Here is a 24,176-nt window from a genome sequence, read left to right as displayed (position 1 = left end):
CCATAGTCGCCGCAATTTTTTGGGACGGGGAAACCATGGACAACGAAACGCTCATCACGCTCACCAGCGACATTGTTTCGGCGCACGTCAGCAACAACAGTGTGGCCGTCAATGATCTGCCGTCACTGATCCAGTCAGTCTATCAGGCTTTGGCCACTGTAGGCGAACCTGCGCCAGTGATCGAAGAGCAGCTTGTTCCTGCTGTTTCTGCTCGTGCATCCGTGAAACCCGATTTCGTGACGTGCATGGAATGTGGCTTCAAGGGCAAGATGCTGAAGCGCCATCTGATGACCGATCATGGTTTGACGCCGCAGGAATACCGCACTCGTTGGAACCTCTCTTCGGATCATCCGATGGTTGCCCCCAAGTATGCGGCCCAACGTGCTGAACTGGCTAAGTCGATTGGCTTGGGCCGCAAGATGGGCGAGAAGGTCGTCGCAAAGGGCGGCAGGAAGAAGAAAGTGGCCGCTCCTGCGGTTGAGGCTGAGTGATCAGATCAGTTCGTTGATCGTTAGGGTGCGGCCAGAGGTGAGGCGATCACCCAACCGCTCCCAAAACCACCACAGCCACAACCAACAGTACGATCCACGGCAACGGCGATGCCCATGGTGAACGCCTCGACAATGCTTCCAGCCGCTCAATGGCCAATCTGATGGATGCCTGTTGCTGCTGAAGCTCCTTGAGAGCACCTGCGACTGCATCGGTCTCCACGTATGAAGCAGCGTCTTCAGCGAGAAGCTCGACCTCTTCCAAGAGCTGCAAAACCTGCCGCAGCCTTGGAATGGCATTTGCATCAGGCGAACCAACCATAGCCATTGCTTCCTGATGCTTACGCTTTGCCAACGTCAGCATGGAACTGACGTGGTCGAAAGCGGCAGGTGGTAGGTCATACTCGTCGGTCATGGGAACGAGTTTAGGATGATCGGGCTGGTTTGGAAGTGGGCGTGGATGGTGGTTTTCCAGCCTGAAACTAGCTGTCGGTCAGGGGGATTTTCATCCACAAAACTGACCTCTGATTCGCCGCTGATTATAAGCAAAACATAAACAAATTAGATTTAGTCGTTTTTATGTGTTATTAATCAGTACGATAGTATCGGTCAGTATATTGCCAAGGTTGGGGTCGAGGGTTCGAATCCCTTCGCCCGCTCCAGTTTTTCAAGCGAAAACAGACTTTTGACAGGCGCGGTTCACGCGCCTTTTTTGCGTGCGCAGCCGGGCGCTGCCGCGCTCGGCTGACTGCGGCCGGATTGCAAGGAAAGGCCTCGTCCCGGCCCGTCCGCGCAAAGTGGCTTGCGGGAGACGGGGCGGGGGTGGAGCGGTTCAACGAGCGCCGAGGTCGCCCTGGCCGACCGTGCCGGCGGCCATCTCGATCATCTTGTCGAGGCTGCGCTTGGCCTGCAGCCGCAGACTTTCCTCGATCTCGATTCGAGGGGCAAGGTCGCGCAGCGTCAGGTAGAGCTTTTCCAGCGTGTTGAGCGCCATGTACGGGCAGATGTTGCAGTTGCAGTTGCCGTCCGCCCCCGGCGCGCCGATGAAGGTCTTGTGCGGCAGCGCCTTTTCCATCTGGTGGATGATGTGGGGTTCGGTCGCCACGATCAGCGTGTCGCCCGGCATGGTCTTGGCATAGTTGAGGATGCCGCTTGTCGAACCGACGTAATCGGCGTGGTCGACGATGGTCGGCGGGCATTCCGGGTGCGCGGCCACCGGTGCACCGGGGTGCTGGGCCTTCAGCTTGAGCAGTTCGGTTTCCGAAAACGCTTCATGCACGATGCACACGCCCGGCCAGAGCAGCATTTCGCGCCCGAACTTGCGGTTGAGGTAGCCGCCCAGGTGCCGGTCCGGGCCGAAGATGATTTTCTGGTCGGCCGGGATCTGCGCGAGGATCGTTTCCGCGCTGGATGACGTCACGATCACGTCCGACAGGGCTTTCACCTCGGTCGAGCAGTTGATGTAGGTCAGCGCGATGTGGTCCGGATGGGCTTCGCGGAAAGCCTTGAACTTTTCCGGCGGGCAGGCGTCTTCCAGGCTGCACCCGGCGTTCATGTCGGGCAGCACGACGATCTTTTCCGGGGCGAGGATCTTGGCGGTTTCGGCCATGAACTTGACCCCGCAGAACACGATCACATCGGCATCGGTCGCGGCGGCCTTTTTCGACAGTTCCAGGCTGTCGCCGATATAGTCGGCCAGGTCCTGGATTTCGGGGCTCTGGTAATAGTGCGCCAGGATCACCGCGTTGCGCTCCTTGCGCAGGCGGTCGATCTCGGCCCGCAGGTCAAGGCCGGTAAGGTTGGTCGGCTGGGCGGTCATGGCGCGGGTTCCCTTAGCAGTGGCGGACGCCAACGGTGCGCCGCTCCCTGCCAATATGGGTACGATCAGCCCGCCGCAAGAGGCTGTGCCTTACCGGTCGGAAACCTGCTCCCCGTCGAACCGCACGGTCACCGTCACCGGGCCATAGCCGGCCACTTCCAGCGGGATGGCCAGGTTCTGCCGCACGGCATCGCGCGCGGCGCTGCGGGCCAGATCGAGCAGTTGCGGATTGGTGGCGGCTGTCTGGGCCTGTCGTTCGGCCAACAGGGTGTTGTCGCGGTTGAGCTTGGCCTGCGCCTCACGCGTGATGAACACGCCCTCGCGCAGATACTGGGCGTTCGCTTCGTTGAGGTTGGGCTTGCCCACGGTGACGGGCGGCAGCCGCACGTCCAGTCGCTTCCCCGCCGCATCCCAGTTCAGCCGGTCGCGCCCGACTTTCGACAGGTCGAGCGTGTAATCGACCCGCGCGGGAATGACCGCGACCTGCCGGGATTGCAGCAGCCCGCCAATCCGCTCATCGCTGGCGGAGACGACCGGGGCCAGTTGTGCGGAAAACACCGTGAGGCGGTTCTGCCGCTCGAACGCGGCCAGGCTGGTGGCGATCGGGTCGCCGATGTCCTGCGGGCCGAATTTCTCCCACGCCATCCAGCCCGAAATCGCCAGCGCGGCAATCGCCAGCGTCCACGGCAAACGGGCCGTTTCCCGGACGACGGTCAGGCGCCGAGGTTCCATGTCTCACTCTCCACCCGCACCCGCTGCTGGTTTTGCAGATCGAGCAGGTGTGCCAGCACCGAGCGCCCCGCCGCCCCGGTCAGGCGCGGGTCGAGGCCCTTGTACATCACCGCAACCATCGCGGGGATCGTCTGCGGCCCTTCGCCCAGCAGGCGCAGGATCTGCGCCTCGCGCTGGCGGCGGTGGCCCAGCATGCCGCGCACCAGCTGGCGCGGCTTTTCCACTGCCGGGCCGTGGGCCGGATAATAGATGCGGTCCTCGCGGTCGTAGAGCTTTTGCAGGCTGGCCATGTAGGCACTCATGTCCCCGTCGGGGGGCGACACGACGCTGGTGGACCAGGCCATGATGTGGTCGCCGGTAAACAGCGCGCCGCTTTCCACCAGGCTATAGCACAAGTGGTTGCTGGTATGGCCGGGCGTGGCAACCGCCGCGATCGTCCAGTCCGGACCGCTGACGCGTTCGCCATCGGCCAGCACCCGGTCGGGCGCGTAATCGGGATCGAACGCGGCATCGGCGCGGGGGCCGTCGTCGTCCAGCGCCAGCGCCGCGCAGCCCACGATCGGTGCGCCAGTGGCGGCCTTCAGCGCGCGTGAGGCGGGGCTGTGGTCGCGGTGCGTGTGGGTGCACAGGATCGCGGTGATGCGAGCCGTCCCGACGGCGGCGAGGATCGCCTCGACATGTCCGGCGCCTTCGGTATCGGCATGGCCTTCCACCCCGGTTCCGGCCGGGCCGGGATCGATCACTGCCACTTCCGCCCCGGCGCCGACGATGTAAGTCTGCGTGCCGGTGTAGGTATAGGGCGACGGATTGGGCGCCAGAACGCGGCGGACCAGCGGTTCGCACTGTTCGGACAGGCCGGTTGGCCAAGGCTGGGGCGGGGCGTTCATCCCATCGCATATGGCGCTTCGCCGCCCCCTCGCCAAGCCCCGATGCCCTCGCTAGGAAAGGCGCAAACGGGAGAGACTTGCATGACTGCCACGGGCGACCTGATCCTGGTGCTTGACGCCGGCACCACTTCCACCCGCGCGATCCTGTTCGCGCCGGACGGCACGATGCGCGCGGTCGCGCAGGCGGAACTGACCCAGCACTATCCGCAGGCGGGCTGGGTCGAGCACGACGCGGGCGAGATCTGGGCCAAGACGCTGGCCGCCGCGCGCGATGTGATCGGGCAGGTTGGGGGCGCGGACCGGGTCGCCGCGATCGGCATCACCAACCAGCGCGAAACCGTGGTGGCGTGGGACAAGGTGACGGGCGAGCCGCTCCACCACGCACTCGTCTGGCAGGACCGCCGGACCGCCGATGCCTGCGCCGCACTCAAGAACGCCGGGCAGGAACCGGTGGTACAGGCGGCGACCGGGCTGCTGCTCGACCCCTATTTCTCGGCAACCAAGATGCGCTGGCTGGTGGACAACGTGCCCGCCGTGCAAGCGGCGGCGGCCGCGGGCCGGCTGGCGCTGGGCACGGTTGAAAGCTGGCTGGTGTGGAAGCTGACCGGCGGCGCGCATGTCACCGATGCCAGCAACGCCAGCCGCACGCTGCTGTTGCCGCTGGACGGGGCCAGCTGGGATGACGGGCTGTGCGATCTGTTCGGCGTACCGCGCGGCGCGCTGGGTGAAGTCGTCGACAATGCCGGGCAGTTCGGGCTGACCGACCCGGCGCTGCTGGGGCGGGCGATCCCGATCACGGGCCTGGCTGGCGATCAGCAAAGCGCGACCATCGGGCAGGGTTGCCTGGCGCCCGGTCAGACCAAGGCGACGTTCGGGACCGGTGCGTTCGTGCTGGCCAACATGGGCGATGCCTTGCCGCGTTCCGGCCACCGATTGCTTGGCACGGTGCTGTATCAGCTGGGTGGCAAGCGCGATTATGCGCTGGAGGGATCGGTGTTTGTTGCGGGCAGCCTGATCAAGTGGCTGCGTGACGGGCTGGGCGTGATCGCCAGCGCGGGCGAAAGCGAGGCGCTGGCCCGTTCGGTGCCGGATAGTGGCGGTGTGGTCATCGTCCCGGCGCTGTCGGGCCTTGGTGCGCCGCATTGGCGCCCCGAAGCACGCGGTGTGATCACCGGAATGAGCTTTTCCACCACCCGCGCGCATCTGGTTCGCGCGGCGCTGGAAGCGATGGCGATGCAGACCCAGGACCTCGCCAGCGCTTTCGCTGCCGACGGGGCGGAGTGGACTACGCTCAGGATTGACGGCGGGATGAGCGCGAACGACTGGATGGCGCAGGACCTTGCCGACGTGCTGCAAGTGCCGGTGGAGCGGCCCGATTTCGTGGAAACCACGGCGCTCGGCGCCGCCATGCTGGCGGGCGTCGGGGCGGGGCTCTATCCCTCGCTGTCCGCTGCCTCCGGGGCCATGCGCGGCGCGGTGCGGACCTTTGCGCCGGGGCTGCAGGTTGACCCGGAACGCCGTGCTGGCTGGGAGCGGGCGCTGGCGGCGAGCTAGTTGCGAGCGGCCAGTCCCAGCCGCTCGCGCAGCCGGGCGATCGCGCTGGGCGCGGTTGCCTCGCGCTCGCGCCAGCCGTTGTCGAGCCGCTTGAGCCGGGCGTGGAACCGCTCGGTCGCGCGGATCAGTTCACAGGTCTGCGCGGGCAGCAGGGCCAGCTTTTCGGGATCGCTTTCCGGAAAGTCGGTCAACCGGCCATAGCGGCGCAGCTGGAACTCGCTGAGCTCACCGTTGAAGTATGCGCGGTGATTGAGCAGCCAGGCGACCGCGTGCATCATCCGTGTCGTGGTGCGCAGCGCTTCGCACGACAGGGCCAGCCGCACTTCGTCGTCATCGCCCGCCAACGTGTCGATCCGGCCCGAAAGTGCGAACGCGCCGCGTACCTCGTCCGAGAGGACGAGTGACTCGCAGTACAGCCCCTCGATTATCCGGGGATTGATGCTGGCGGCGGTTCCCATGTTGGCAGCGATTGGGCCGAAACGTGGCCGTTGCCAACCGCGTGCAGGCCCGATTTGCCCACCATTTTCACGCTGTCCCGCAGGGGGACGATTTTGCCCGCGCCAGACAGCCGGTTCGACCGTTCGGTTTCAGGGACTTAGGCAATGATGTCGGGAATCAGATAGTCCTCGATCAGCGCGATCTGGTCCTTCAGGCGCAGCTTGCGCTTTTTCAGGCGCGCGATCTGCAACTGGTCGGTGCTGCCAGCCGCGGTCAGTGCGTCGATCGCCGCATCAAGGTCGCGATGCTCGATCCGGAGCACTTCCAGACGCTTGCGCATCTCCTCTTCGTTCACACACGCACTCCCCGAAAACCGGACCCCAAAATTCGCGCAATCGCGGTATTCCCGCCGGTATCCGGCCCGCCGGTCGCACGGCGGCATCAGCCCGCCGCACCCCCGATACGAATGCGCTTCGCAAGATAGGCTTAATATGCTTGCATGACAATTGCACTGACCCCCTTGCGGGCTGCGAGTCGGACCCGCCTGGTGGTTTTGCCAGACCCGGGGCTGCATCTCCGGGCAACCGATGGAGGTACGTCGATGGAACAGTCGCATGTCAGCGCATTGCAGCTCAAGCACGCGGGAATCGAACGCAAGATCCACGAGGAGTTGAGCCGCCCAATGCCTGATCTGGCGATGGTGCAATCGCTCAAGAAGCAGAAGCTGAAGCTGAAGGAAGCGATCACCCACGTCTGATGCCCACCCGGTTTCCGGGCAGGCGCAAGGGTCGCCGCCCGGAGGCCGGAGCATTGGCTCCAGACTGAGTTCATCAATTCGTATTTTCGCGGCCTGTCGCGTTCCCAAGGCCGGACCTTTGGGCTAGCGTGATCATATGCCTACACCTGCCGTTTCAGCCGCCCGCACGATCCTGACCCGCCTGCATGATGTGATGGCCTCGCGCAATCATGCGCAGGCCAAGCTCAACACCGTGGTCGAAGTGATCGGGGAAAGCCTGAACAGCGAGGTCTGCTCGATCTACCTGCTGCGCGAGGGGATGCTGGAACTGTTCGCCACGCGCGGCCTGGCGCAAGAGGCGGTACACGTTACCCGCATGGCCATTGGCGAGGGCCTAGTCGGCACGATCGCCCAGAACAGCGAGATGCTGAACCTGGCCGAGGCGACTGCCCATCCGGACTTTTCGTATCGTCCTGAAACCGGTGAGGACAAGTTCCATTCCTTTGCGGGCGTTCCCATCGTGCGGCGTGAGCGGGCGGTGGGCGTGCTCTGCGTCCAGCACGTCGATCCGCGCCGGTACGAAGAAGTGGAGATCGAGGCGCTGCAGACCGTCGCGATGGTGCTGTCCGAGTTGATCGCCAACGCCGACCTGGTGGACGAGGAGGACGTTGCCAGTCTTTCGCCCCAGCTGTCCGGCCCGCAGCGCTTGCAGGGGCTGGTGCTGGTCAAGGGGCTGGCAGCGGGCGCGGCGGTGTTCCACCAGCCGCGCATCACCATCGAACATGTGATGGCCGAGGATCGCGATGCGGAACTGCAGCGCGTTTACCTGGCGTTCGACAAGATGCGTGAACAGATCGACCGGATGGCCAGCCAGGCCGAATTCGGGGTGGGTGGAGAGCACGAAGAGGTGCTCGAAACCTACAAGATGTTCGCCTACGACGAGGGGTGGAGCCGGCGGATCATCGAGGCGATCGACAGCGGGCTGACCGCTGAGGCCGCGATCGAGCGCGTGCAGCAGCGCACCCGCATGCGCATGCGCCAGATCGACGATCCGCTGCTGGCCGACCGGATGCACGACCTGGAGGATCTCTCCAACCGCTTGCTGCGGATCGTATCGGGGCAGATGGGCACGGCGGCCAGCATGGGGCTGCGCGGGGACTCGATCCTGATCGCGCGCAACCTGGGCCCGGCAGAGCTGCTGGAATACGACAAGCGCCGCCTGAAAGGCGTGATCCTTGAGGAAGGCTCGTTGACCGCGCACGTGGTGATCGTGGCGCGGGCGATGGGCATTCCGGTGCTGGGGCGTGTCCGCTCTCTGCGCGGCGTGGTGCGCGAAGGTGACCAACTGCTGCTGGATGGCGATCAGGGGAACGCGACTGTGCGCCCGCTGCCCGCCATGGTGGAGGCGTTCGAGGCCCGCTTCGCCAAGACCAAGGAGCGGCAGGCCGCCTATGCCGCGCTGCGCGATGTCGAGCCGTTCACCCGCGATGGCACGCGCATCAAGGTGATGATGAACGCGGGCCTGCGTGATGACATGCCGAACCTGTCGCTGACCGGAGCCGACGGGGTGGGGTTGTTCCGCACCGAATTCCAGTTCCTGGTATCGGCCACGCTGCCCGCGCGGGAGCGGCAGACCCGGCTTTACCGCGATGTGCTGGATGCAGCGGGCGACAAGCCGGTGGTGTTCCGCACGATCGATATCGGCGGCGACAAGGTGTTGCCCTATCTGCGCCACAACGATGGCGAGCAGGAAGAAAACCCCGCAATGGGCTGGCGCGCGCTGCGCGTGGCGCTGGAGCGCGATGGCCTGTTGAAGGTCCAGGCCCGCGCCATGCTGGAAGCGGCTGCCGGGCGCACGCTCAACGTGATGTTCCCGATGGTTGCGGAGCCCTGGGAATTCGAGGCCGCCCGTGCCGTGTTCGAAGGACAACGGCAGTTCCTCAAGTCGCAGAAGAAGCTGCTGCCCGAAGCGATCCGCTATGGCGCGATGCTGGAGGTGCCGGCGCTGGCGGAACAACTGGACGTGCTGGCGCCGCATCTGTCGTTCCTGTCGATCGGTACCAACGACCTCACCCAGTTCCTGTTCGCGGCAGACCGGTCCAATCCCAAGCTGGCGGAGCGGTATGACTGGCTGAGCCCAGCGATCCTGCGGTTCCTGCGCCGAGTCCAGCAGTCGGTTGCCGGTTACGATGTTGACGTGACGGTCTGCGGCGAAATGGGCGGACGGCGGCTGGAGGCACTCGCCCTGTTGGGGATCGGCATCCGGCGTCTGTCAATCACGCCGGCATCGGTCGGACCGGTCAAGGAACTGGTGCGCAAGGTCGATCTGGCGGATATTACCGAGGCGATGAACCGCTGGCTTTCCGCACCTCCGGCCAACTTGCGCGAGGCGCTGACCGGCTGGGCGCATGAGCGGGGTATCGATACGGACTGATCGGGTCTCCAACCGCAAGGTAACCCCGCCCACCATGTTTTCGAGGCATTCCGCCGCGAGCGCCGGAAATCCCGTTGACTTTGGTTTATAAACGGTTTTCTTCCCTCTCGCGCATTATCAAGGCGGTCGCATACATCGGGGTCGGAATGGCGGAAAACGAAGTCGCCGGGGCGGAATTGCCTCTGGATAGCGCTGGCGTGAAATTGCTGCGCGGGCGTGAGGCTGCCGGGCTGACCCGGGCGCAGCTCGCCGCCATCACCCGCATTCCTGAGCGTTGGCTTGTCGCCATCGAAGCCGGCGATTTTGCCGCGTTGCCAGCCCGTACCTATGCCGTGGGTTTTTCCCGCACTTATGCGCGGGCGGTCGGTCTGGACGAAAAGGACGTGATTGCCGCGGTTCGCGCCGAACTGGGCGCGCAGTCGGCGCATGACGATCTGCGGGCCCCGGCTACGTTCGAGCCAGGCGATCCGGCGCGCGTGCCCAGCTCCCGGCTGGCCTGGCTGGCGGCGCTGACGGTGGTGGTCGTGCTGCTGGGCCTGTTCGCATTCTGGCGCAGCTATATTGCCCCGGCGGGAAGCCTGCCCTCGCTGCTTCCGGCCGACCAGCCGGTCCAGCCGGCTGCACCGGTTCCAGCCGCCCCCGCGCCGCAGCCAAAGGATGGTCCGGTGGTGTTCACCGCGCTGGCCAACGGGGTATGGGTCAAGTTCTATGACGGCGCGGGCAACCAGTTGCTGCAAAAGGAACTGGCTCAAGGCGAGAGCTATACCGTTCCCGCCGGGATGGCGGATGTAAAGCTGTGGACCGCGCGGCCCGATGCGCTGGGGATCACGATTGGCGGGCAACCCGTGGCCAAGCTGGCCGACACGCAGCGCACGATGAAGGATGTGCCGGTCACGGTCGCTGCCCTGTTGGCGCGAGGCACCGCGGCTGCGCCCGTTCCCGCGCAAGAGGCCGCGCCGGTTCCGAGCATGGTGCCAGCGCCGCGTCGCAGCCCGGCCCCGCGCAGTTCTGCGACGCCTGCGGCAGAGGCGGCTGGAACTGCCGCGACGCCGTTTCCGGCGGCATCTCCCACGCCTGCGCCGGAAGCGGCTCCGCTATCGCCGCTCAACTAGCCTGCGGATAGCTTGGGCTGGTGGCTCGACACCGTCCGATGTCTGCGGCAGAAACAGTGAATTACGGTTAATCGCCGGTTCGTCTTGGCTGCGGCATGGCGGGCAGGCGTATTGGCATTGACGGACGGGATGGCATGACGAAATTCAACTGGGCGAAACGGCCACTGCTGACCGGGCTGGCACTGGCGCTGGCCGTGCCGGTTTCGGCGCAGAACACCGACACATCGGGCGACGTTCGCTTGCGCAAGCTGGAAGCGGAAGTGGCTGCGCTGCAGCGGCAGGTATTCCCCGGCGGTGATGGCAAGTATTTCGCGCCGCTGGTGCAACCGGGGCAGTCCGCAGCGGCCACGCCAGGCACTCCGGCAACCACGCCGGTCACCGATCTGCTGGCGCGGATGGACGCGGTGGAGGCGCAGCTGGCCCGGATTACCGCCCAGAACGAGGAAACGCAGAACAAGCTGTCCCAGCTTGAGGCCAAGCTGGCGGCGCTGTCGGCTGCGGCCCCGGCAACAGTTCCGGCAACCACGCCGGGGGCCGGTGCGCCAGCGGCAGCTACGGCCGCGCCCGCTGCGACGACTGTGGGGGCAACGACCTCGACCAATCTGTCAGCCATGACCGGCGGTGCCTCTGCGCCCAAGCCCGCGACTGCGCAGCCTGCAACGACCAAGCCGGCCGCGACCGCTCCCGCCAAGCCGGCGGCTGCCTCTGCGGACCGTGTCGCAGCGGTCAAGGCCGTTGAAAAGCCCGTTACGGCTGACGCGGGGGATGACGACTACAGCTATGGCTTCCGCCTGTGGGAGGCCAAGTTCTATCCCGAGGCGCAGCAGCAGCTGAAGCTGTACCTGCAGAAGCATCCGCGTCACGGCCGGGTCAGCTTTGCCCGCAACCTGCTGGGCCGCGCCTATCTGGACGAAGGCAACCCGCGCGAGGCCGCCAGCTGGTTCCTGCAGAACTACCAGGCTGGCAAGACTGGTGAACGCGCGCCCGACAGCCTGCTGTTCCTGGCTGAGGCCATGCACCGCCTCAAGGATACGAACCGCGCATGCGTGGCGCTGGCGCAGTTCGTGGATGACTATCCGCGCGAAGCTGCGGGGCGTCTGAAGGGGCAGTATGACGCCACCCGCGCCAAGGTGAAGTGCAGCTAAGCGAACGCTTCGCCGCCGATCTGCGGGCGCTGTGGCCTGACGGCGGGCGGCTGGGGCTGGCGGTGTCTGGCGGGCCAGACAGCCTGGCGCTGCTGGTGCTGGCAGCCGCAGCCTTGCCAGGCAGGGTTTCGGCGGCGACCGTGGATCATGGCCTGCGCGCGGAAAGCGCTGCCGAAGCGGCGCACGTCGCTGCGATTTGCGGGGATCTGGACGTTCCGCATGAAACGCTGGCCGTCGCGGTTGAACCCGGCAACGTCCAGTCGGCTGCCCGTGCGGCGCGCTATGCCGCGCTGGAGCAGTGGGCCGTCCGGCATGAGCTTGCCGCGCTGGCCACGGCTCACCATGCTGACGATCAGGCCGAAACGCTGCTGCTGCGCCTGAACCGGGCGAGCGGGGTGGCCGGTTTGGCCGGGGTGCGCGCGCGCGGGACAGTGCCAGGAACGCGGCTGCCGCTGCTGCGGCCCCTGCTGGGCTGGCGCCGGGCGGAACTGGCCGACATTGTTGCTGCTGCCGGCCTTGATCCGGTCGACGACCCGTCCAATCGCGATGACCGCTTCGACCGCGCGCGGCTCCGCAAGGCGCTGGCGCAGGCGGACTGGCTGGACGTTCCCGCGCTGGCGCAAAGCGCGGCGCATCTGGCCGATGCCGACGCCGCGCTCGAGTGGGCGGCAGCGCGGGAGTGGGCCGAGCAGGTGGAGCGCGGCGCGATGGGCATCACCTATCGCCCGCAAGCCCCACGCGCGGTGGCGCTTCGGGTGCTGGCGCGGATTGTGACCGAACTCGATGGCGAAGCCCCGCGCGGCAGTGCTGTCGCCCGGCTGTTCGATACGTTGCTGGCCCGGCAACCCGCCTCTATCGGCGGGCTGGTGGCGCGGGCCCTGCCGGGCGGGTGGAGCTTTGCCCGCGCGCCCAAACGCCGCGCTTAGCCGCGCGGTTGCAGGCCCTTTTGCTGCATTCGCCACAATAGCTGGTCGAACCGGTCCTGACCGAAGAACGGTTCTCCATCGAACACCATCAGCGGCACGCCGTAGTGCCCGCCATCGCGCTGCTCAGCCTCGTTCTGGCGCAGGGCGGCGTCGATGCGCGCTTCCTCGGCCGTAATTGCGGCATCCATTTCGGCGAGGTCGCAGCCGATGGTCGCCAGGGCGTTGGCAAGGTGATCGCCCTCATGCCAATTGTCGGTCTGGCCGTTCCACAGCAGGGTGCTGACGGCGGACAGCAGTGCCAGACCGTGCCCACGTTCGGCCGCAAGCTGACCAAGACGGCACAGCCGGTGGATGTGGGGCTGCTCCCTGGGATATGTCCGCGTGGCAAAGTCCATCACCACCGGGTCGGGACGCGGCCAGCGGAACGGCATCCCCAGAAACTCGGCGCTGCGGTGGCAATCGCGCATCAGGTAGCTGGTCCATAGCGGATCGGCATTGGCAAAGAAGTCCGGCTGCCGCACGGCGATCGGGGTAACCACCTTGACGTTGACGCGTGCGTTCCAGTCCTGCTCCAGCGCGATCAGCCGGGGCGTGACCAGATAGCTGTAGGGTGAGCGGAAGGACCAGTAGAGGTCGACCGATAGCGGCTGGTCGCCCGAATCCGGCGTGTTTGCGCCCGAAGTTGCAGGGGTAGTCACAGGCTGTTTCTCCCATTCGTTTTGTCCATGCTGGAATTGTGCTTGCCGCAGGTCAATGGGCAGGTATTAATCGGACGATTAAATTGTGCGGGAGAGCAGGCAATGTCACCATTTCGCGATGGAATTCTGGAAGGCAAGGTGGCCTTCGTGGCTGGCGGAACCAGCGGCATCAATCTGGGCATCGCCAAGCGATATGCGCAGCTTGGCGCGAAAGTGGCGGTGTGTGGACGCAACCCGGAAAAGGCTGCCAACGCGGCGACGGAAATCGGGGAGGGGGCGCTCGGCCTGTCCGCCGACGTGCGCGATTACGGGGCGATCCGCGCGGCGATGGAGGAAGTGCGGGGCCGGCTGGGGCCGATGGACATCGTGGTATCGGGCGCGGCGGGGAACTTCCTGGCGCCGGTGCTGGGGATGAGCGCAAATGCCTTCAAGACGGTGGTCGACATTGACCTCAACGGCACGTTCAACGTGTTCCGGGGATGTCATGACCTGCTGAACCTGCCCGGCGCGTCGCTGATCGCGATCACCGCGGGCCAGGCGGTCAATGCGGTGCAGCTTCAGGCCCACGCCTGCGCGGCGAAGGCCGGGATCAACCAACTGGTCCGCGTGCTGGCGCTGGAATGGGGACCGGACGTGCGGGTCAACGGCATCTCCCCCGGCCCGATCGAGGGGACCGAGGGCATGGCCCGCCTCGCGCCGGACAGCTCGACCAAGACCAAGCACTTCGACCGGATCGCCATGAAGCGCTGGGGCTATATCGAGGAAGTGGCCGAATGCGCGGTGTTCCTCAGCAGCGATGCCGCGAAGTATGTGACGGGCACGATCCTCGATTGCGATGGCGGCAGCCAGGTCGGGGATGCCACGCAGCGCAGCCTGGAGAAGGGGCTGGCCTGAGCCGCCTTCGGATAGCCGGTGGCCTGCACGGTCAGGCTGCCGGCACGTCCAGCACGAAGGTAACCTTGCTCATCGGCTTGACGGCGTTGTGGCGGACCATCGTGCTGGCGACTGTCAGCCCGTGCCCCCGGAAGAACGCCTCCCACGCGTTTACCCGGCGGAAGGTCAGCGGCATCGGCATGGACGTGATGGCGAACTTGCCCAGCTGCTTCATCGCTTTCAGGCTGCCCATCAGGATGTTCGAATAGTAGTCGTTCCAGACGACGAAGGCATATTGCCACGGGCTGAAATAGGTGTCCTCGAAGATCACCACCCGCTGGCGCGACACGCGGATCAACTCCCGCAGGACGGCATCCTGATCGATCGTGTGATGCAGCACGAATGCGGCCATGCTGACGTCCACGCTCTTGTCGGGCAGGGGGATGGTCCGGCCATCGAACAGCAGCACGTTGATGCCTTCGTCGCGGTAGTCGATGATGTCGATCCCGATCATGTCCGCGCCGAATTCATCGCCCACCAGCTTCATGAAATCGCCGCGCCCCGCGCCGAAATCGAGCACGCTTTCCCCCGGCGCGACGTGGCTGCGCAGCGCGGCGAGGCGCGCGGCGACTTCCTTGGCCCGGTTGGCATCCTGCAGCCGCGCGAACAGGCCGCGCGGGATCAGGGCATAGAACACCACCGTCAGCAGCATCAGCGGGAAGTAGATGAGGCTGAGCGGCAGTCCGATCAGGAAACGCGCGCGTTCAGGCCAGCTCGGTCGGTACATCGGGGGTCCTTGCCACAAGCAGCCGCCCCGGTGGGGCGACCAACTGCGGCGCGGCTAACACACTGCTGGCCGCGCGAGTAGCCCCTATGCGCCGGTCAGGGAATCGCCCTTGCCGATGCGCTTGCCGCGCGTGATGTAGACCTGGTCACCCAGCTTCGCGACGGCGAACAGCTTCTTCGCGAACGGGGTCGGCACGCCGACGCAACCGTGGCTGGCATAGCCCTTTTCGACCTTGGTGCCGTGGATCGAGATCCCGTCATTGGTGAGGCGCAGGGTATAGGGCATCGGGGCACCGTCGTAGATGCTGGAATAGTGGTCGGCCTTCTTCCAGATCACCGGGAACACCCCCAGCGGGGTCGGCTTTTCCTGCGTGCCCAGCAGCACCGCTGTCGCGCCGATTTCATAACCGCCGCGGAACACCGAGAGCACCCGTGCTTCCAGATCGACCGTCATCACCAGCGGCCCGTCCGGCACGCCGGTTTCGTCCCAGTGAAATTCGCCATACCTGATCGGCCCGGTGATCGGCAGCACCCGCTTGATCACGAAGCGTTCGTCGCGCGGCTTGGCCGGCGGGGCGGGGGTAGGGGCGGCGGGCCTGGCCGGGGCAGCCTTGGCAAAGTTGGCCTGGTCGATTTCAGTCGGCAGCGTCTGCGCGGTCGCGCCGGGTTCGCGGACCAGCAAGGCACCAGCAGCGACCGAGAGGCCGACAAAGCCACCGATCATCACAGTTGCAGGGTTGAGCTTCAGGCCCATCGGGTTCCTCGCAGGGATTGGTTCAGCGTTGACACTGGAAGAGCGCGGCGGTTGGCGCCAGCCCTGATTTCCAGCCGTTCCGTGCCGGGACTTGCTAGCGCGGAAAGGTTAACGGAGCGGTTCGGGCCGGATCAGCCGCGCTGCCGTCCGGACAGACCCAGTGGGCGCGGATCATAGCGGCGGCGCGAAATGCGCGTCGTGGCAGTCGGGGCAACGATGCCCTGAATGCGCGGGTGATAGTGTTCGAACGGCTGGGCCTTGCCGAACAGCCAGCCCTGCACCATCCGGCACCCGTCGCGGCGCAGCTGCACCAGTTGCTCGCGCTCTTCCACGCCTTCGGCCAGAGTGCACATGCCCAGCTGGTTGGCCAGCGCGATCACCGCGCCGACGATGGCCCGCGATTCCTCGCGCGTGATCAGGTCGCTCACGAACCGGCGGTCGATCTTGATCTTGTCGAACGGGAAGGTCAGCAGATAATTGAGCGAGGCATAGCCGGTGCCGAAATCGTCGAGCGCGATCTTAACGCCCAGATCGTGCAGCCGGTTGAGCAGCGCGATGTTCGCTTCGGAATTGTGCAGCAGCACGCCTTCCGTGATCTCGAATTCCACCCGGCCCGGTTCGATCCCGCTGTCAGCCAGGGCGTGAACGATGGTGGGCAGCAGGTTTGCGCTGCCAAACTGGACCGGCGAGAGATTGATCGAAATCGTCTCTCCCCCCGGCCACTGCGCGGCTTCGGCAAAGGCGGTGCGGATCACCCATTCACCGATCCCCACGATCAGGCCGGTTTCCTCGGCAATCGGGATGAACCTGTCGGGCGGCACCAGCCCGCGTTCGGGATGCTGCCAGCGCAGCAGCGCCTCGTACCCGGTGGTCCCTTCGCTGGCGACATCGACCAGCGGCTGCAGGAACAGGCGCAGTTCGCCGCGCGCCACGGCATGGCGCAAGTCGCGCGCCAGCGCGTGGCGTTCATGCAGCGCGGCGTCCATGCCGGGTTCGAACATTTCCCAGATGCCGCGCTCGCTGCGCTTGGCCGCCGACATCGCGATATCGGCATAGGACAGCAGTTGCTGCTTCGATTCGGTGTGGAACGGGGCCAGCGCGATCCCGATCGAGATCGAGACGGGCACATCATGTCCGTCGATGGTAACGGGGCGCGCCATTTCGGCCAGCAGCTGTTCGGCCATCCGCACGGCATGGTCGCAGGCATCGGCCCCGCAAGTCAGGATCGCGAATTCATCGCCGCCCAGCCGCGCGACCATGCGCTGGCTGCCGCCCAGCCCGCTCTGCTCGACCACGCCGGTGAGGCGCAAGGCCACCTGCCGCAGGAACGCGTCGCCGCCGGGATGGCCGAACTCGTCGTTGATCGCCTTGAAGTGATCGACATCGATGTGCAGCAGCGCCACCCCTTCGGTGGAATCGCGCCCGTCCAGCATTTCGTGCAGCGTCTGATCGCACAGCGCCCGGTTGGGCAGGCCCGTCAACGCGTCGTAATGCGCCATCTGGCGGGCGCGGGTTTCGGCCTGATGGCGGCTGGTGACATCGCTGATCACGCCGCGAAAGGCCACGCGCTCACCGGCGGAAACATAAGTGGGGCGCCCGCTGATCGACCACCAGCTCGGGGCCTCGTCGGGCCTGGCAGCCAGTTGCAGGATGACATGGCGCAGCGGCTGGCGGCGGTTCAGCGTGGTGACCACCGTGTCGCGGATCGCGTCAGCGGCGAACAGCGCGGCAAACGGCAGGCCTTCCAGCTCTGGCGCGGGCCGGCCGGTGGCGGCCGCAAAGCGATCCGAGACGTTGATCAGCTGGTGCTGGCTATCCAGTTCGAACAACCAGTCCGAGCTGGAGGCTTCGTATTCGTTGAGCAGCAGCTTCACGGTGCGGGCGCTGGCGGCCAGTTCCCGATCGGACAGGATGCGGGTGACGAACAGGTCGTGCGCGGCAAAGGCCATGCGGATCAGCAACCCGCTGGTGGTCAGCAGGACCACCGCCGCTGCGGTCGCAGCGGGGGATTCATGGCGCAGCAGGCCAATCGCCAGCCCCAGTGCCTGCAGGGAAATGTACACCGCCGCTGCCCAGGGCATCGTGCGGACGGTATAGGCCGCCGCCGCGATCTGGGTCACGCCGCAGATCGCCAGCAGCAATTGCCCGCCGGGCGCAACTTGCGGAAACCACAGGGCCAGCGGGATCGCGATGTTCAACCCCTGCCAGATGCTGCTGAGGTGGAATGCCCGCTTCATCTTGGCGGTGCGCTTGCGGCGGCGGCCGCGCTCGATCCCTTCGGACAACCACAGCCGGTGGAAGCCGGCCAATGCGGTCGACCCGGCGAACAGGCCCAGTTGCAGGGTCGAAACGTGACCGTACAGCACCATCAGGATAACGCTGGCATTCAGCAGCGAACCCAGCACGAGCGGCCGGACGATGCGGATGTGCGCGCTGATCAGCCGGTTATCGACCCATTCGCGCAGTTCTGGCGGGATCACCGTGCGCAGCACGGCCCTGGGGCTTACCATGTCCTTGCGCGCATCCTGAAAATTCCAGACAGCGCAGCATATCTGGCCAGAGTAAACATATCCCTAGCGCCGCACTTAGGGGGGGGGCTATTTTCGCGGCAAAGGAGATTCGACGATGCGTTTCATGACTGTCCCGTTGACGCTGGCCCTGCTGGGCGCTGGCGCGGCCCCGCTGGCGGCGGCCCCGGCAAGCTACCCCCAGGCCGAAGCGCAAGTGCTGGACCTGTCGAAGCAGCTGATCGCGCTGCGCACCGTGCGCGGCGAAGGCAACAAGACCGCCGAGGCGCTGGAACTGGTCAAGGCCGCGCTCGTGGCGGGCGGCTGGCGCACCGATCAGGTGGAAATCACGCCGGTCGACGATACCGCCTATTTCATCGCCACCTGGCCGGGCAGCGACCCGAAGCTCAAGCCGCTGGTGATTTCCGGCCACATGGACGTGGTGGAAGCCAAGCCGTCCGACTGGGAGCGGGATCCCTTCACCCCGGTGGTGGAAAACGGCTATCTGTTCGGGCGCGGGGCGAGCGACATGAAGTTCGACGCGGCGATGGCCACGTCCAGCCTGATCGAGCTGCGCCGCCAGGGCTACAAGCCCAAGCGCACCATCATCCTGCAGTTTTCCGGCGATGAAGAAACCACGATGAAGACCAGCCGGATCGTGGCCGAGCGGCTGAAGCACGCAGAGATGGTGATCAACATCGATGGTGGCGGCGGCACGCTGGACGAAGCTACGGCCAAGCCGCTCTACTGGACCTGGCAGGGCGCGGAAAAGACCTACAACGATTACCTGCTGGAAGTGACCAATCCGGGCGGGCACAGTTCTGCCCCGCGTCCCGACAACGCGATTGTCCAGCTGGCGACCGCGCTGGAACGGATCGGCAGCTATCGTTTCCCGGCCGAGATCAACCCGGTGACCAAGGCCTATTTCGAGCAGGCCGCCCGGTTCGAGACCGACGCGAAGCTGGCCGGCGCAATGCGCGCCTTTGCCGCCAACCCGCAGGACGAAGCTGCGCTGGCGATCCTGCGCGCCAACCAGGCCTATGTCGGCAAGGTCGGGACGACCTGCGTGCCGACGATGGTCAGCGGCGGTCACGCGCAGAACGCCCTGCCGCAGCGCGCCACCGCCAACGTCAACTGCCGCATTTTCCCCGGCCACAGCCGCGAGGAAATCCGCGTGGAGTTGGAGCGGATTGCCGCGGTGCCGGGGCTGAAGGTGACGGACGCGACCGGCGATGAATCGGTTGCCGCCCCGGCTTCACCGATGCGGCCCGATTTCCTCCGTGCGGCCGAACGCGCAATTGCCAAGGCGCGGCCCGGCACTCCGGTGTTCCCAATGCAGTCGTCGGGCGCGACCGATTCGATGTGGTTCCGCGCGCAGGGCGTCGACAGCTATGGCGCCAGCGCGACCTTCAGCAAGGATTCGGACGATTACGCCCACGGGCTGAACGAGCGGGTGGCGCTGTCCAACATCAAGCCGGGGCTGGTTTACTACCTCAGCCTGGTCACCGACCTGACGAAGTAAGCGCATCGAGGACGGAGCGGGCGATCGTGCCCGCTTCGTCCGCGCTGAACGCCTGCGGTGACAGGCACAGCTCCAGCCACAGGCCGTCGACCAGCGCGGTAATGGCAATCGCCGCGTGGCGCAGGCGCGGGGCGGGGAGGCCGCATTCCGCCAGCAGCGATTCCAGCCGCGCGCGAAAGGCGGCGTATTGCTCGTCATGCTGGCGGGCGATGTCATCGCGGCTGCGCACCAGGCTCCAGAACGCGGTCCAGGTGGCGAGCAGTTCACCACTGGCGATGGGCGGGCTGAAGCTGGCGGTGACGAAGGCATCCAGCCGCGCGCGCGGGTCTGGCCCGGCGGCGGCGACGGCGGCGTCCAGCGCTTCGCTAACCGTGTGCTCGACGTGGGCATACGTCGCCGCGACCAGCGCGTCGATCCCGGCGAAGTAATGCCCGACCAGCCCCGGCGAGACGCCCGCCTCCACCGCGATGGCCCGCACGCTGGCCCCGCCGGTCCCCTCACGCGCCAGCACCCGCGCGGTCGCGGCGATCAGGTCGGCGCGGCGGGCATCGGGTTCGGACCGGCGAAAGGCGGGCGGGCTCGTCACTTGCTGGAACCTAGCAGTTGTTGTACGACTGTCCAACAAGCATTGCAGGAATCGTCGCACCCATGGGCCACCCCGACCACGCTTTTGCCGAGATCGCCGCCGAAACGGCCGATCCCGACGCCGATTTCAGCCTGCCGGGGTGGATCTATCACGACCCGGAATTCTTCGCGCTGGAGCAGGCGCGGATCTTCCGCCCCAGCTGGCAGATCGTCTGCCATGTGAGCGAAATCGAGGGCGCGGGCGATTACCGCACGCTCGACTTCCTGGGCGAGAGCGTGATTGTCATTCGCGGCGACGACGGCGAAATCCGCGCCTTCACCAACGTCTGCCGCCACCGCGCGATGCGGCTGGTCGAAGGGCCGGCAGGCTGCGCGAAAAAGCTGGTCTGCCCCTATCACGCGTGGACGTTCGAAACCGACGGACGGCTGTCGGGCGTGCCGATGAAGTCCGAATACCCTGCGCTGAAGCTGGAAGAGCACGGGCTGGTGCCAGTCGCGCTGGAAGTGTGGCACGGCTTCGTGTTCGTCTGCCTTCAGCCTGAAGGCTTCCCCACGCCCGGCGAAATGATGGCTCCGTTCGAGGCGGAAGTGGCGCAGTACCGGTTTGCGGACATGCGCCCCATGGGCGACGTTCGCCACCGCCCGCGCGACGTCAACTGGAAGAACGTGGGCGACAACTATTCCGACAACCTGCACATCCCGGTCGCGCATGACGGGTTGACCCGACTGGTCGGCAAGACCTATCGGATCGAGGCGCATGGCTGGGCCGACCGGCTCTATGGCGATGTGGTGAAGAACGAGAAGCAGAACTTCTGGGAGAAGTTCTATTCCGCCCACATGCCCCGCGTCGATCACCTGCCGGAGGAAGCGCACGGGCGCTGGCTCTATTTCAAGCTCTGGCCGAACATGGCGTTCGACATCTATGCCGACCAGATCGACTTCATGCAGTGGCTGCCGATCAGCCCGACGACCTGCCTGCTGCGCGAAGTGGCCTATTGCCTGCCGGATGACCGGCGCGAGATGAAGCTGGTCCGCTATGCCAACTGGCGGATCAACCGGGTGGTCAATGCTGAGGACACCTGGCTGATCAACCGCGTGCAGCAGGGGATGCAGAGCCGCACTTATGGCAATGGCCCCATCGGCAAGAGCGAGGTCTGCCTGCGCAGCTTCGCCAAAAAGATCCGCGCGCTGATCCCGCAGGCCCGCCAACCCTTTGCGCCCGCACCGGGCTGGAGCAGGACTTAAATCATGACCAAGACCTATGACGCGCTGATCATCGGCGGCGGCCACAACGGCCTGACCTGCGCCTTCTACCTTGCCAAGGCGGGGATGCGGGTGCGCGTGCTGGAGCGGCGCGCCGTGGTGGGCGGGGCCGCCGTGACCGAGGAGTTCCACCCCGGTTTCCGCAATTCCACCGCCAGCTACACCGTCAGCCTGCTGCGGCCCAAGGTGATCGCGGACATGAAGTTGCACGAGCACGGCTATCGCGTGATCGAACGCACGATCAGCAACTTCTTCCCGTTCGAGAATGACTACCTGAAGCTGGGCGGCGGGCAGGGCCGGACCGAGGCGGAATTCGCCCGCTTTTCCGCTGCCGATGCCGCCGCCTATCCCCAGTATGACGCCGCGCTGGAAAAGGTGGCCAATGTGCTGCGCGACCTGTCTATGCAGATCCCGCCCAACGTCGGCGGCGGGCTGTCGGCGCTGGTCGCGGCGGCGAAGCAGGGCTGGCCGATGGCGCAGATGGACCTGTCGGTGCAGCGCGACCTGCTGGACATCTTCACCAAGTCCGCGCGCGATTTCCTCGACGGCTGGTTCGAGGATGACCGCGTGAAAACCGCTTTCGCGTTCGACGCGGTGGTCGGCAACTTCGCGGGCGTGTCCACGCCGGGTTCGGCCTATGTCCTGCTGCACCACGTGTTCGGCGAAGTGAACGGCAAGCCCGGCGCGTGGGGGCACGCAGTGGGCGGCATGGGCGCGATCACGCAGGCGATGGCCCGCGCGTGCGAAGCCGCCGGGGTCGAAATCAGCCTGGAATCGCCCGTCGCCAAGGTCCTGGTCGATGGCGGCAAGGTGCGCGGCGTGAAGCTGGAAAGCGGCGAGGAAATCGCCGCCACCATCGTCGCGTCGAACGCTGGCCCCGCGCTGCTCTATCGCCAACTGGTCGATCCCAGTGATCTGGACGACGATTTCAAGCGCCGGATCAAGGGCTACAAGACCTGCTCCGGCACGTTCCGCATGAACGTCGCACTGTCGGAGCTGCCCGACTTCTCGGTCCTGCCGGGCAAGGCGCAGGCCGAACACCACACCGCCGGGATCATCATCGCGCCGGGGCTGGACTACATGGACCGCGCCTTTACCGACGCGCAGCAGCACGGCTGGTCAAAGAAGCCGATTGTGGAGATCATGCTGCCCAGCACGGTCGATGACAGTCTGGCCCCTCCGGGCCAGCACGTCGCCAGCCTGTTTTGCCAGCAGTTCGATCCGAAGGTCGATTGGGACACCCACCGCGAAGCCGTGGCGGACCTTATCATCGACACGGTCAACGACCACGCTCCCAATTTCAAGGCCAGCGTGATCGCGCGTCAGATCCATTCGCCGCTCGATCTGGAACGCAAGTTCGGCCTGATCGGCGGCGACATCATGCATGGCACGATGGGCATCGATCAACTGTGGGCCGCGCGGCCCGTGCTGGGGCATGGCGACTATCGCGGGCCGATCAAGGGCCTCTACATGTGCGGCGCGGGCACGCACCCCGGTGGCGGCGTGACCGGCGCGCCGGGCCACAACGCAGCCCACGCGATTCTGGCGGACCGGCCCCTGCTCAGGAAGCTGCTGCGGAGCTGAACCTAGGTATCCTGTCGGCGCACCGCCCAATAGACCGGTGCGCCGCACAGGATCAGCAGTGCACCATACAGCATGGCCTCCACCCCCAGGCCCCATTCGGCCCACAGGGTGAACGCCGCCGCGATCAGCGCGGCGATGCCCAGCGGGCGGTCGCCGGGCATCAGCCGCAGCGCGGCCAGCGCACTCATCAGATAGGTCAGCAGACCGGCCGCCAGACTGATCGAGGCAATGAAGCCGAACAATTCGGCCATGCCCTTTTGATAGTTCATCAGCGTCACCAGCGTCAGGAGCGCGCTGGAGACCAGGTGCGAGCGCACCGGCGTGCCGTGCTTGCCCTCGGCCGCGAACCAGCGCGGGAACACCCCGCCGCGCGCCATCGCCCAGGGCATTTCCGCCTGCACCAGCACCCAGCCGTTTAGCGTGCCGAACGCGCTGATCGCGGCGCAGGCGGCGACCACGATGGCCAGTTCCCCGCCCAGGTAGCGGCCCAGGAAATCGGCAATCGGCGCGGCTGATGAGGCGGCTTCGCCCACCGGCATGAACAGCGCAAAGGCAACGGAAATGCCCACATAGACCAGCCCCGTCACCATGACCCCGATCATGGTTGCGCGGGGAACATTGCGTGCGGGATCATCGACCTTGTCCGCCGGGACGGTTCCCGCTTCCAGCCCCAGAAAGCCCCAGAACGTCAGGCCCGCCGCCGTGGCCAGCGAGGCCGTGCTGAACGGCACGCCTGGATCGGGCACACGCTCCCCCCCGCTCAGCCACAGCCACAGCGCCACCCCGATCAGCGCCAGCAGCGGCAGCAGCTTCAGCACCACCGTCACGCTTTGCACATAGCCCGCCTCGCGCACGCCGCGAATGTTGATCCACGTGACCAGCCAGACGCAGGTGACCGCCAGCAATGCCGGCAATCCTTGGGTCTGGCCGATGGCGGGGAAGATCAGGCTGAGCGCGGATACCACCGCCACGGCCACCGCGCCGTTGCCAACCCAGCTCATCACCCAGTACGACCACGCGGTCGCAAACCCGGCGAACGGCCCGAAGGCGGCATTGGCGTAGGCATAGGGCCCGCCGGAGATCGGCAATTTGGCCCCCAGCCGCGCGAACACGAAGGCCAGCGCCAGCGCGCCGATGATGGTGGTGCCCCAGCCGGCCAGCTGGTTCCATCCCAGCGGGGCAAGCGTGGCGGGCAGCAGATAGATGCCCGATCCGATCATGTTGCCGATGACCAGCGCCAGCAGCGCGGCAAAGCCGAGTTTGCCGGACGTGGATGCCGAAGCCGCTGCGGTCATGGTGATCCCCTTCACCGTGCAACCTATCGCTTGATTGC

General features: G+C 66.1%; 23 protein-coding genes. 11 read left to right on the top strand and 12 right to left on the bottom strand.

Annotated features, from left to right (window positions below; all coding sequences use genetic code 11):
* The first annotated feature begins 35 nt into the window (after positions 1–35).
* Complete coding sequence (locus tag IE113_RS06385; RefSeq protein ID WP_189539570.1) at positions 36–491, top strand: Ros/MucR family transcriptional regulator; 456 nt, start codon at positions 36–38, stop codon at positions 489–491.
* 46 nt (positions 492–537) lie between these two features.
* Here IE113_RS06385 and IE113_RS06380 read toward each other — a convergent pair whose 3' ends face one another.
* The 4 genes from IE113_RS06380 to IE113_RS06365 form a co-directional block, all read right to left on the bottom strand.
* On the bottom strand, positions 538–903 hold the full coding sequence (locus tag IE113_RS06380) for a hypothetical protein (protein WP_189539569.1): 366 nt from the start codon (positions 901–903) through the stop codon (positions 538–540).
* A gap of 417 nt (positions 904–1,320) precedes the next feature.
* Positions 1,321–2,307, bottom strand: a complete 987-nt coding sequence (gene nadA / locus IE113_RS06375) for a quinolinate synthase NadA (RefSeq protein WP_189539568.1) — start codon at positions 2,305–2,307, stop codon at positions 1,321–1,323.
* Positions 2,308–2,397: 90 nt separating this feature from the next.
* Positions 2,398–3,039 (bottom strand): DUF4230 domain-containing protein, encoded by a 642-nt coding sequence (locus IE113_RS06370; RefSeq protein ID WP_189539567.1) that lies wholly within the window; start codon positions 3,037–3,039, stop codon positions 2,398–2,400.
* Complete coding sequence (locus tag IE113_RS06365; RefSeq protein ID WP_189539566.1) at positions 3,021–3,926, bottom strand: MBL fold metallo-hydrolase; 906 nt, start codon at positions 3,924–3,926, stop codon at positions 3,021–3,023. The genes IE113_RS06370 and IE113_RS06365 overlap by 19 nt, the downstream gene beginning before the upstream one ends.
* Before the next feature lie 81 nt (positions 3,927–4,007).
* Between IE113_RS06365 and glpK the strand changes: the two genes are divergently transcribed.
* Entirely contained in the window at positions 4,008–5,480 is a 1,473-nt protein-coding gene (gene glpK / locus IE113_RS06360; protein WP_189539565.1) for a glycerol kinase GlpK, read from the top strand.
* Here glpK and IE113_RS06355 read toward each other — a convergent pair.
* Together IE113_RS06355 and IE113_RS06350 are read right to left on the bottom strand one after the other, a co-directional pair.
* A complete protein-coding gene (locus IE113_RS06355) occupies positions 5,477–5,938 on the bottom strand; it encodes a DUF1465 family protein (protein WP_189539564.1) in 462 nt (153 codons plus the stop codon). The two genes, glpK and IE113_RS06355, sit on opposite strands and share 4 nt — an antisense overlap.
* 137 nt (positions 5,939–6,075) lie before the next feature.
* Complete coding sequence (locus tag IE113_RS06350) at positions 6,076–6,273, bottom strand: YdcH family protein (protein WP_189539563.1); 198 nt, start codon at positions 6,271–6,273, stop codon at positions 6,076–6,078.
* Between the two features lie 246 nt (positions 6,274–6,519).
* Between IE113_RS06350 and IE113_RS06345 the strand changes: the two genes are divergently transcribed.
* The 5 genes from IE113_RS06345 (at position 6,520) to tilS (ending at position 12,271) form a co-directional block, all read left to right on the top strand.
* Positions 6,520–6,675, top strand: coding sequence for a DUF465 domain-containing protein (locus tag IE113_RS06345; RefSeq protein ID WP_189539562.1), 156 nt, complete (start codon positions 6,520–6,522; stop codon positions 6,673–6,675).
* A 136-nt stretch (positions 6,676–6,811) separates the two neighbouring features.
* The gene (gene ptsP / locus IE113_RS06340) at positions 6,812–9,088 is read left to right on the top strand and encodes a phosphoenolpyruvate--protein phosphotransferase (protein ID WP_189539561.1); all 2,277 of its coding nucleotides are present in this window, start codon (positions 6,812–6,814) and stop codon (positions 9,086–9,088) included.
* Between the two features lie 146 nt (positions 9,089–9,234).
* Positions 9,235–10,200, top strand: a complete 966-nt coding sequence (locus IE113_RS06335; RefSeq protein WP_189539560.1) for a helix-turn-helix domain-containing protein — start codon at positions 9,235–9,237, stop codon at positions 10,198–10,200.
* Positions 10,201–10,334: 134 nt separating this feature from the next.
* A complete protein-coding gene (locus IE113_RS06330; protein ID WP_189539559.1) occupies positions 10,335–11,345 on the top strand; it encodes a tetratricopeptide repeat protein in 1,011 nt (336 codons plus the stop codon).
* The gene (gene tilS / locus IE113_RS06325) at positions 11,336–12,271 is read left to right on the top strand and encodes a tRNA lysidine(34) synthetase TilS (protein WP_229822162.1); all 936 of its coding nucleotides are present in this window, start codon (positions 11,336–11,338) and stop codon (positions 12,269–12,271) included. Before IE113_RS06330 ends, tilS begins: the two co-directional genes overlap by 10 nt.
* On the opposite strand, the gene IE113_RS06320 is transcribed toward tilS, so the two are convergent.
* Complete coding sequence (locus IE113_RS06320) at positions 12,268–12,969, bottom strand: 2-hydroxychromene-2-carboxylate isomerase (protein WP_189539558.1); 702 nt, start codon at positions 12,967–12,969, stop codon at positions 12,268–12,270. The genes tilS and IE113_RS06320 overlap by 4 nt on opposite strands.
* Positions 12,970–13,071: 102 nt before the next feature.
* Here IE113_RS06320 and IE113_RS06315 point away from each other — a divergent pair, with 102 nt between their 5' ends.
* The gene (locus IE113_RS06315) at positions 13,072–13,863 is read left to right on the top strand and encodes an SDR family oxidoreductase (protein WP_189539557.1); all 792 of its coding nucleotides are present in this window, start codon (positions 13,072–13,074) and stop codon (positions 13,861–13,863) included.
* 31 nt (positions 13,864–13,894) lie between these two features.
* Here the strand turns inward: IE113_RS06315 and IE113_RS06310 are convergent, their stop codons facing one another.
* The 3 genes from IE113_RS06310 to IE113_RS06300 all read right to left on the bottom strand — a co-directional run bounded on the left by IE113_RS06310 (position 13,895) and on the right by IE113_RS06300 (position 17,892).
* Entirely contained in the window at positions 13,895–14,629 is a 735-nt protein-coding gene (locus IE113_RS06310) for a class I SAM-dependent methyltransferase (protein WP_189539556.1), read from the bottom strand.
* 84 nt (positions 14,630–14,713) lie between these two features.
* Positions 14,714–15,382: a L,D-transpeptidase family protein gene (locus IE113_RS06305; protein WP_229822161.1), complete on the bottom strand. Its 669-nt coding sequence runs from the start codon at positions 15,380–15,382 to the stop codon at positions 14,714–14,716.
* Positions 15,383–15,513: 131 nt separating this feature from the next.
* Complete coding sequence (locus IE113_RS06300; RefSeq protein WP_189539555.1) at positions 15,514–17,892, bottom strand: putative bifunctional diguanylate cyclase/phosphodiesterase; 2,379 nt, start codon at positions 17,890–17,892, stop codon at positions 15,514–15,516.
* 115 nt (positions 17,893–18,007) lie between these two features.
* Here IE113_RS06300 and IE113_RS06295 point away from each other — a divergent pair, with 115 nt between their 5' ends.
* Entirely contained in the window at positions 18,008–19,411 is a 1,404-nt protein-coding gene (locus IE113_RS06295; protein ID WP_189539554.1) for a M20/M25/M40 family metallo-hydrolase, read from the top strand.
* Here IE113_RS06295 and IE113_RS06290 read toward each other — a convergent pair.
* Positions 19,392–19,997: a TetR family transcriptional regulator C-terminal domain-containing protein gene (locus IE113_RS06290; RefSeq protein WP_189539553.1), complete on the bottom strand. Its 606-nt coding sequence runs from the start codon at positions 19,995–19,997 to the stop codon at positions 19,392–19,394. The two genes, IE113_RS06295 and IE113_RS06290, sit on opposite strands and share 20 nt — an antisense overlap.
* Before the next feature lie 62 nt (positions 19,998–20,059).
* Between IE113_RS06290 and IE113_RS06285 the strand changes: the two genes are divergently transcribed.
* Entirely contained in the window at positions 20,060–21,241 is a 1,182-nt protein-coding gene (locus IE113_RS06285; RefSeq protein ID WP_189539552.1) for an aromatic ring-hydroxylating oxygenase subunit alpha, read from the top strand.
* A 3-nt stretch (positions 21,242–21,244) separates the two neighbouring features.
* Entirely contained in the window at positions 21,245–22,843 is a 1,599-nt protein-coding gene (locus IE113_RS06280; protein WP_189539551.1) for a phytoene desaturase family protein, read from the top strand.
* 2 nt (positions 22,844–22,845) lie between these two features.
* On the opposite strand, the gene IE113_RS06275 is transcribed toward IE113_RS06280, so the two are convergent.
* Positions 22,846–24,138 (bottom strand): APC family permease, encoded by a 1,293-nt coding sequence (locus IE113_RS06275; protein ID WP_189539550.1) that lies wholly within the window; start codon positions 24,136–24,138, stop codon positions 22,846–22,848.
* Positions 24,139–24,176: the final 38 nt, after the last annotated feature.

The organism is Novosphingobium arvoryzae, assembly GCF_014652615.1.
GTDB lineage: Bacteria > Pseudomonadota > Alphaproteobacteria > Sphingomonadales > Sphingomonadaceae > Novosphingobium > Novosphingobium arvoryzae.
This window is presented reverse-complemented; position numbering and strand designations above follow the sequence as displayed.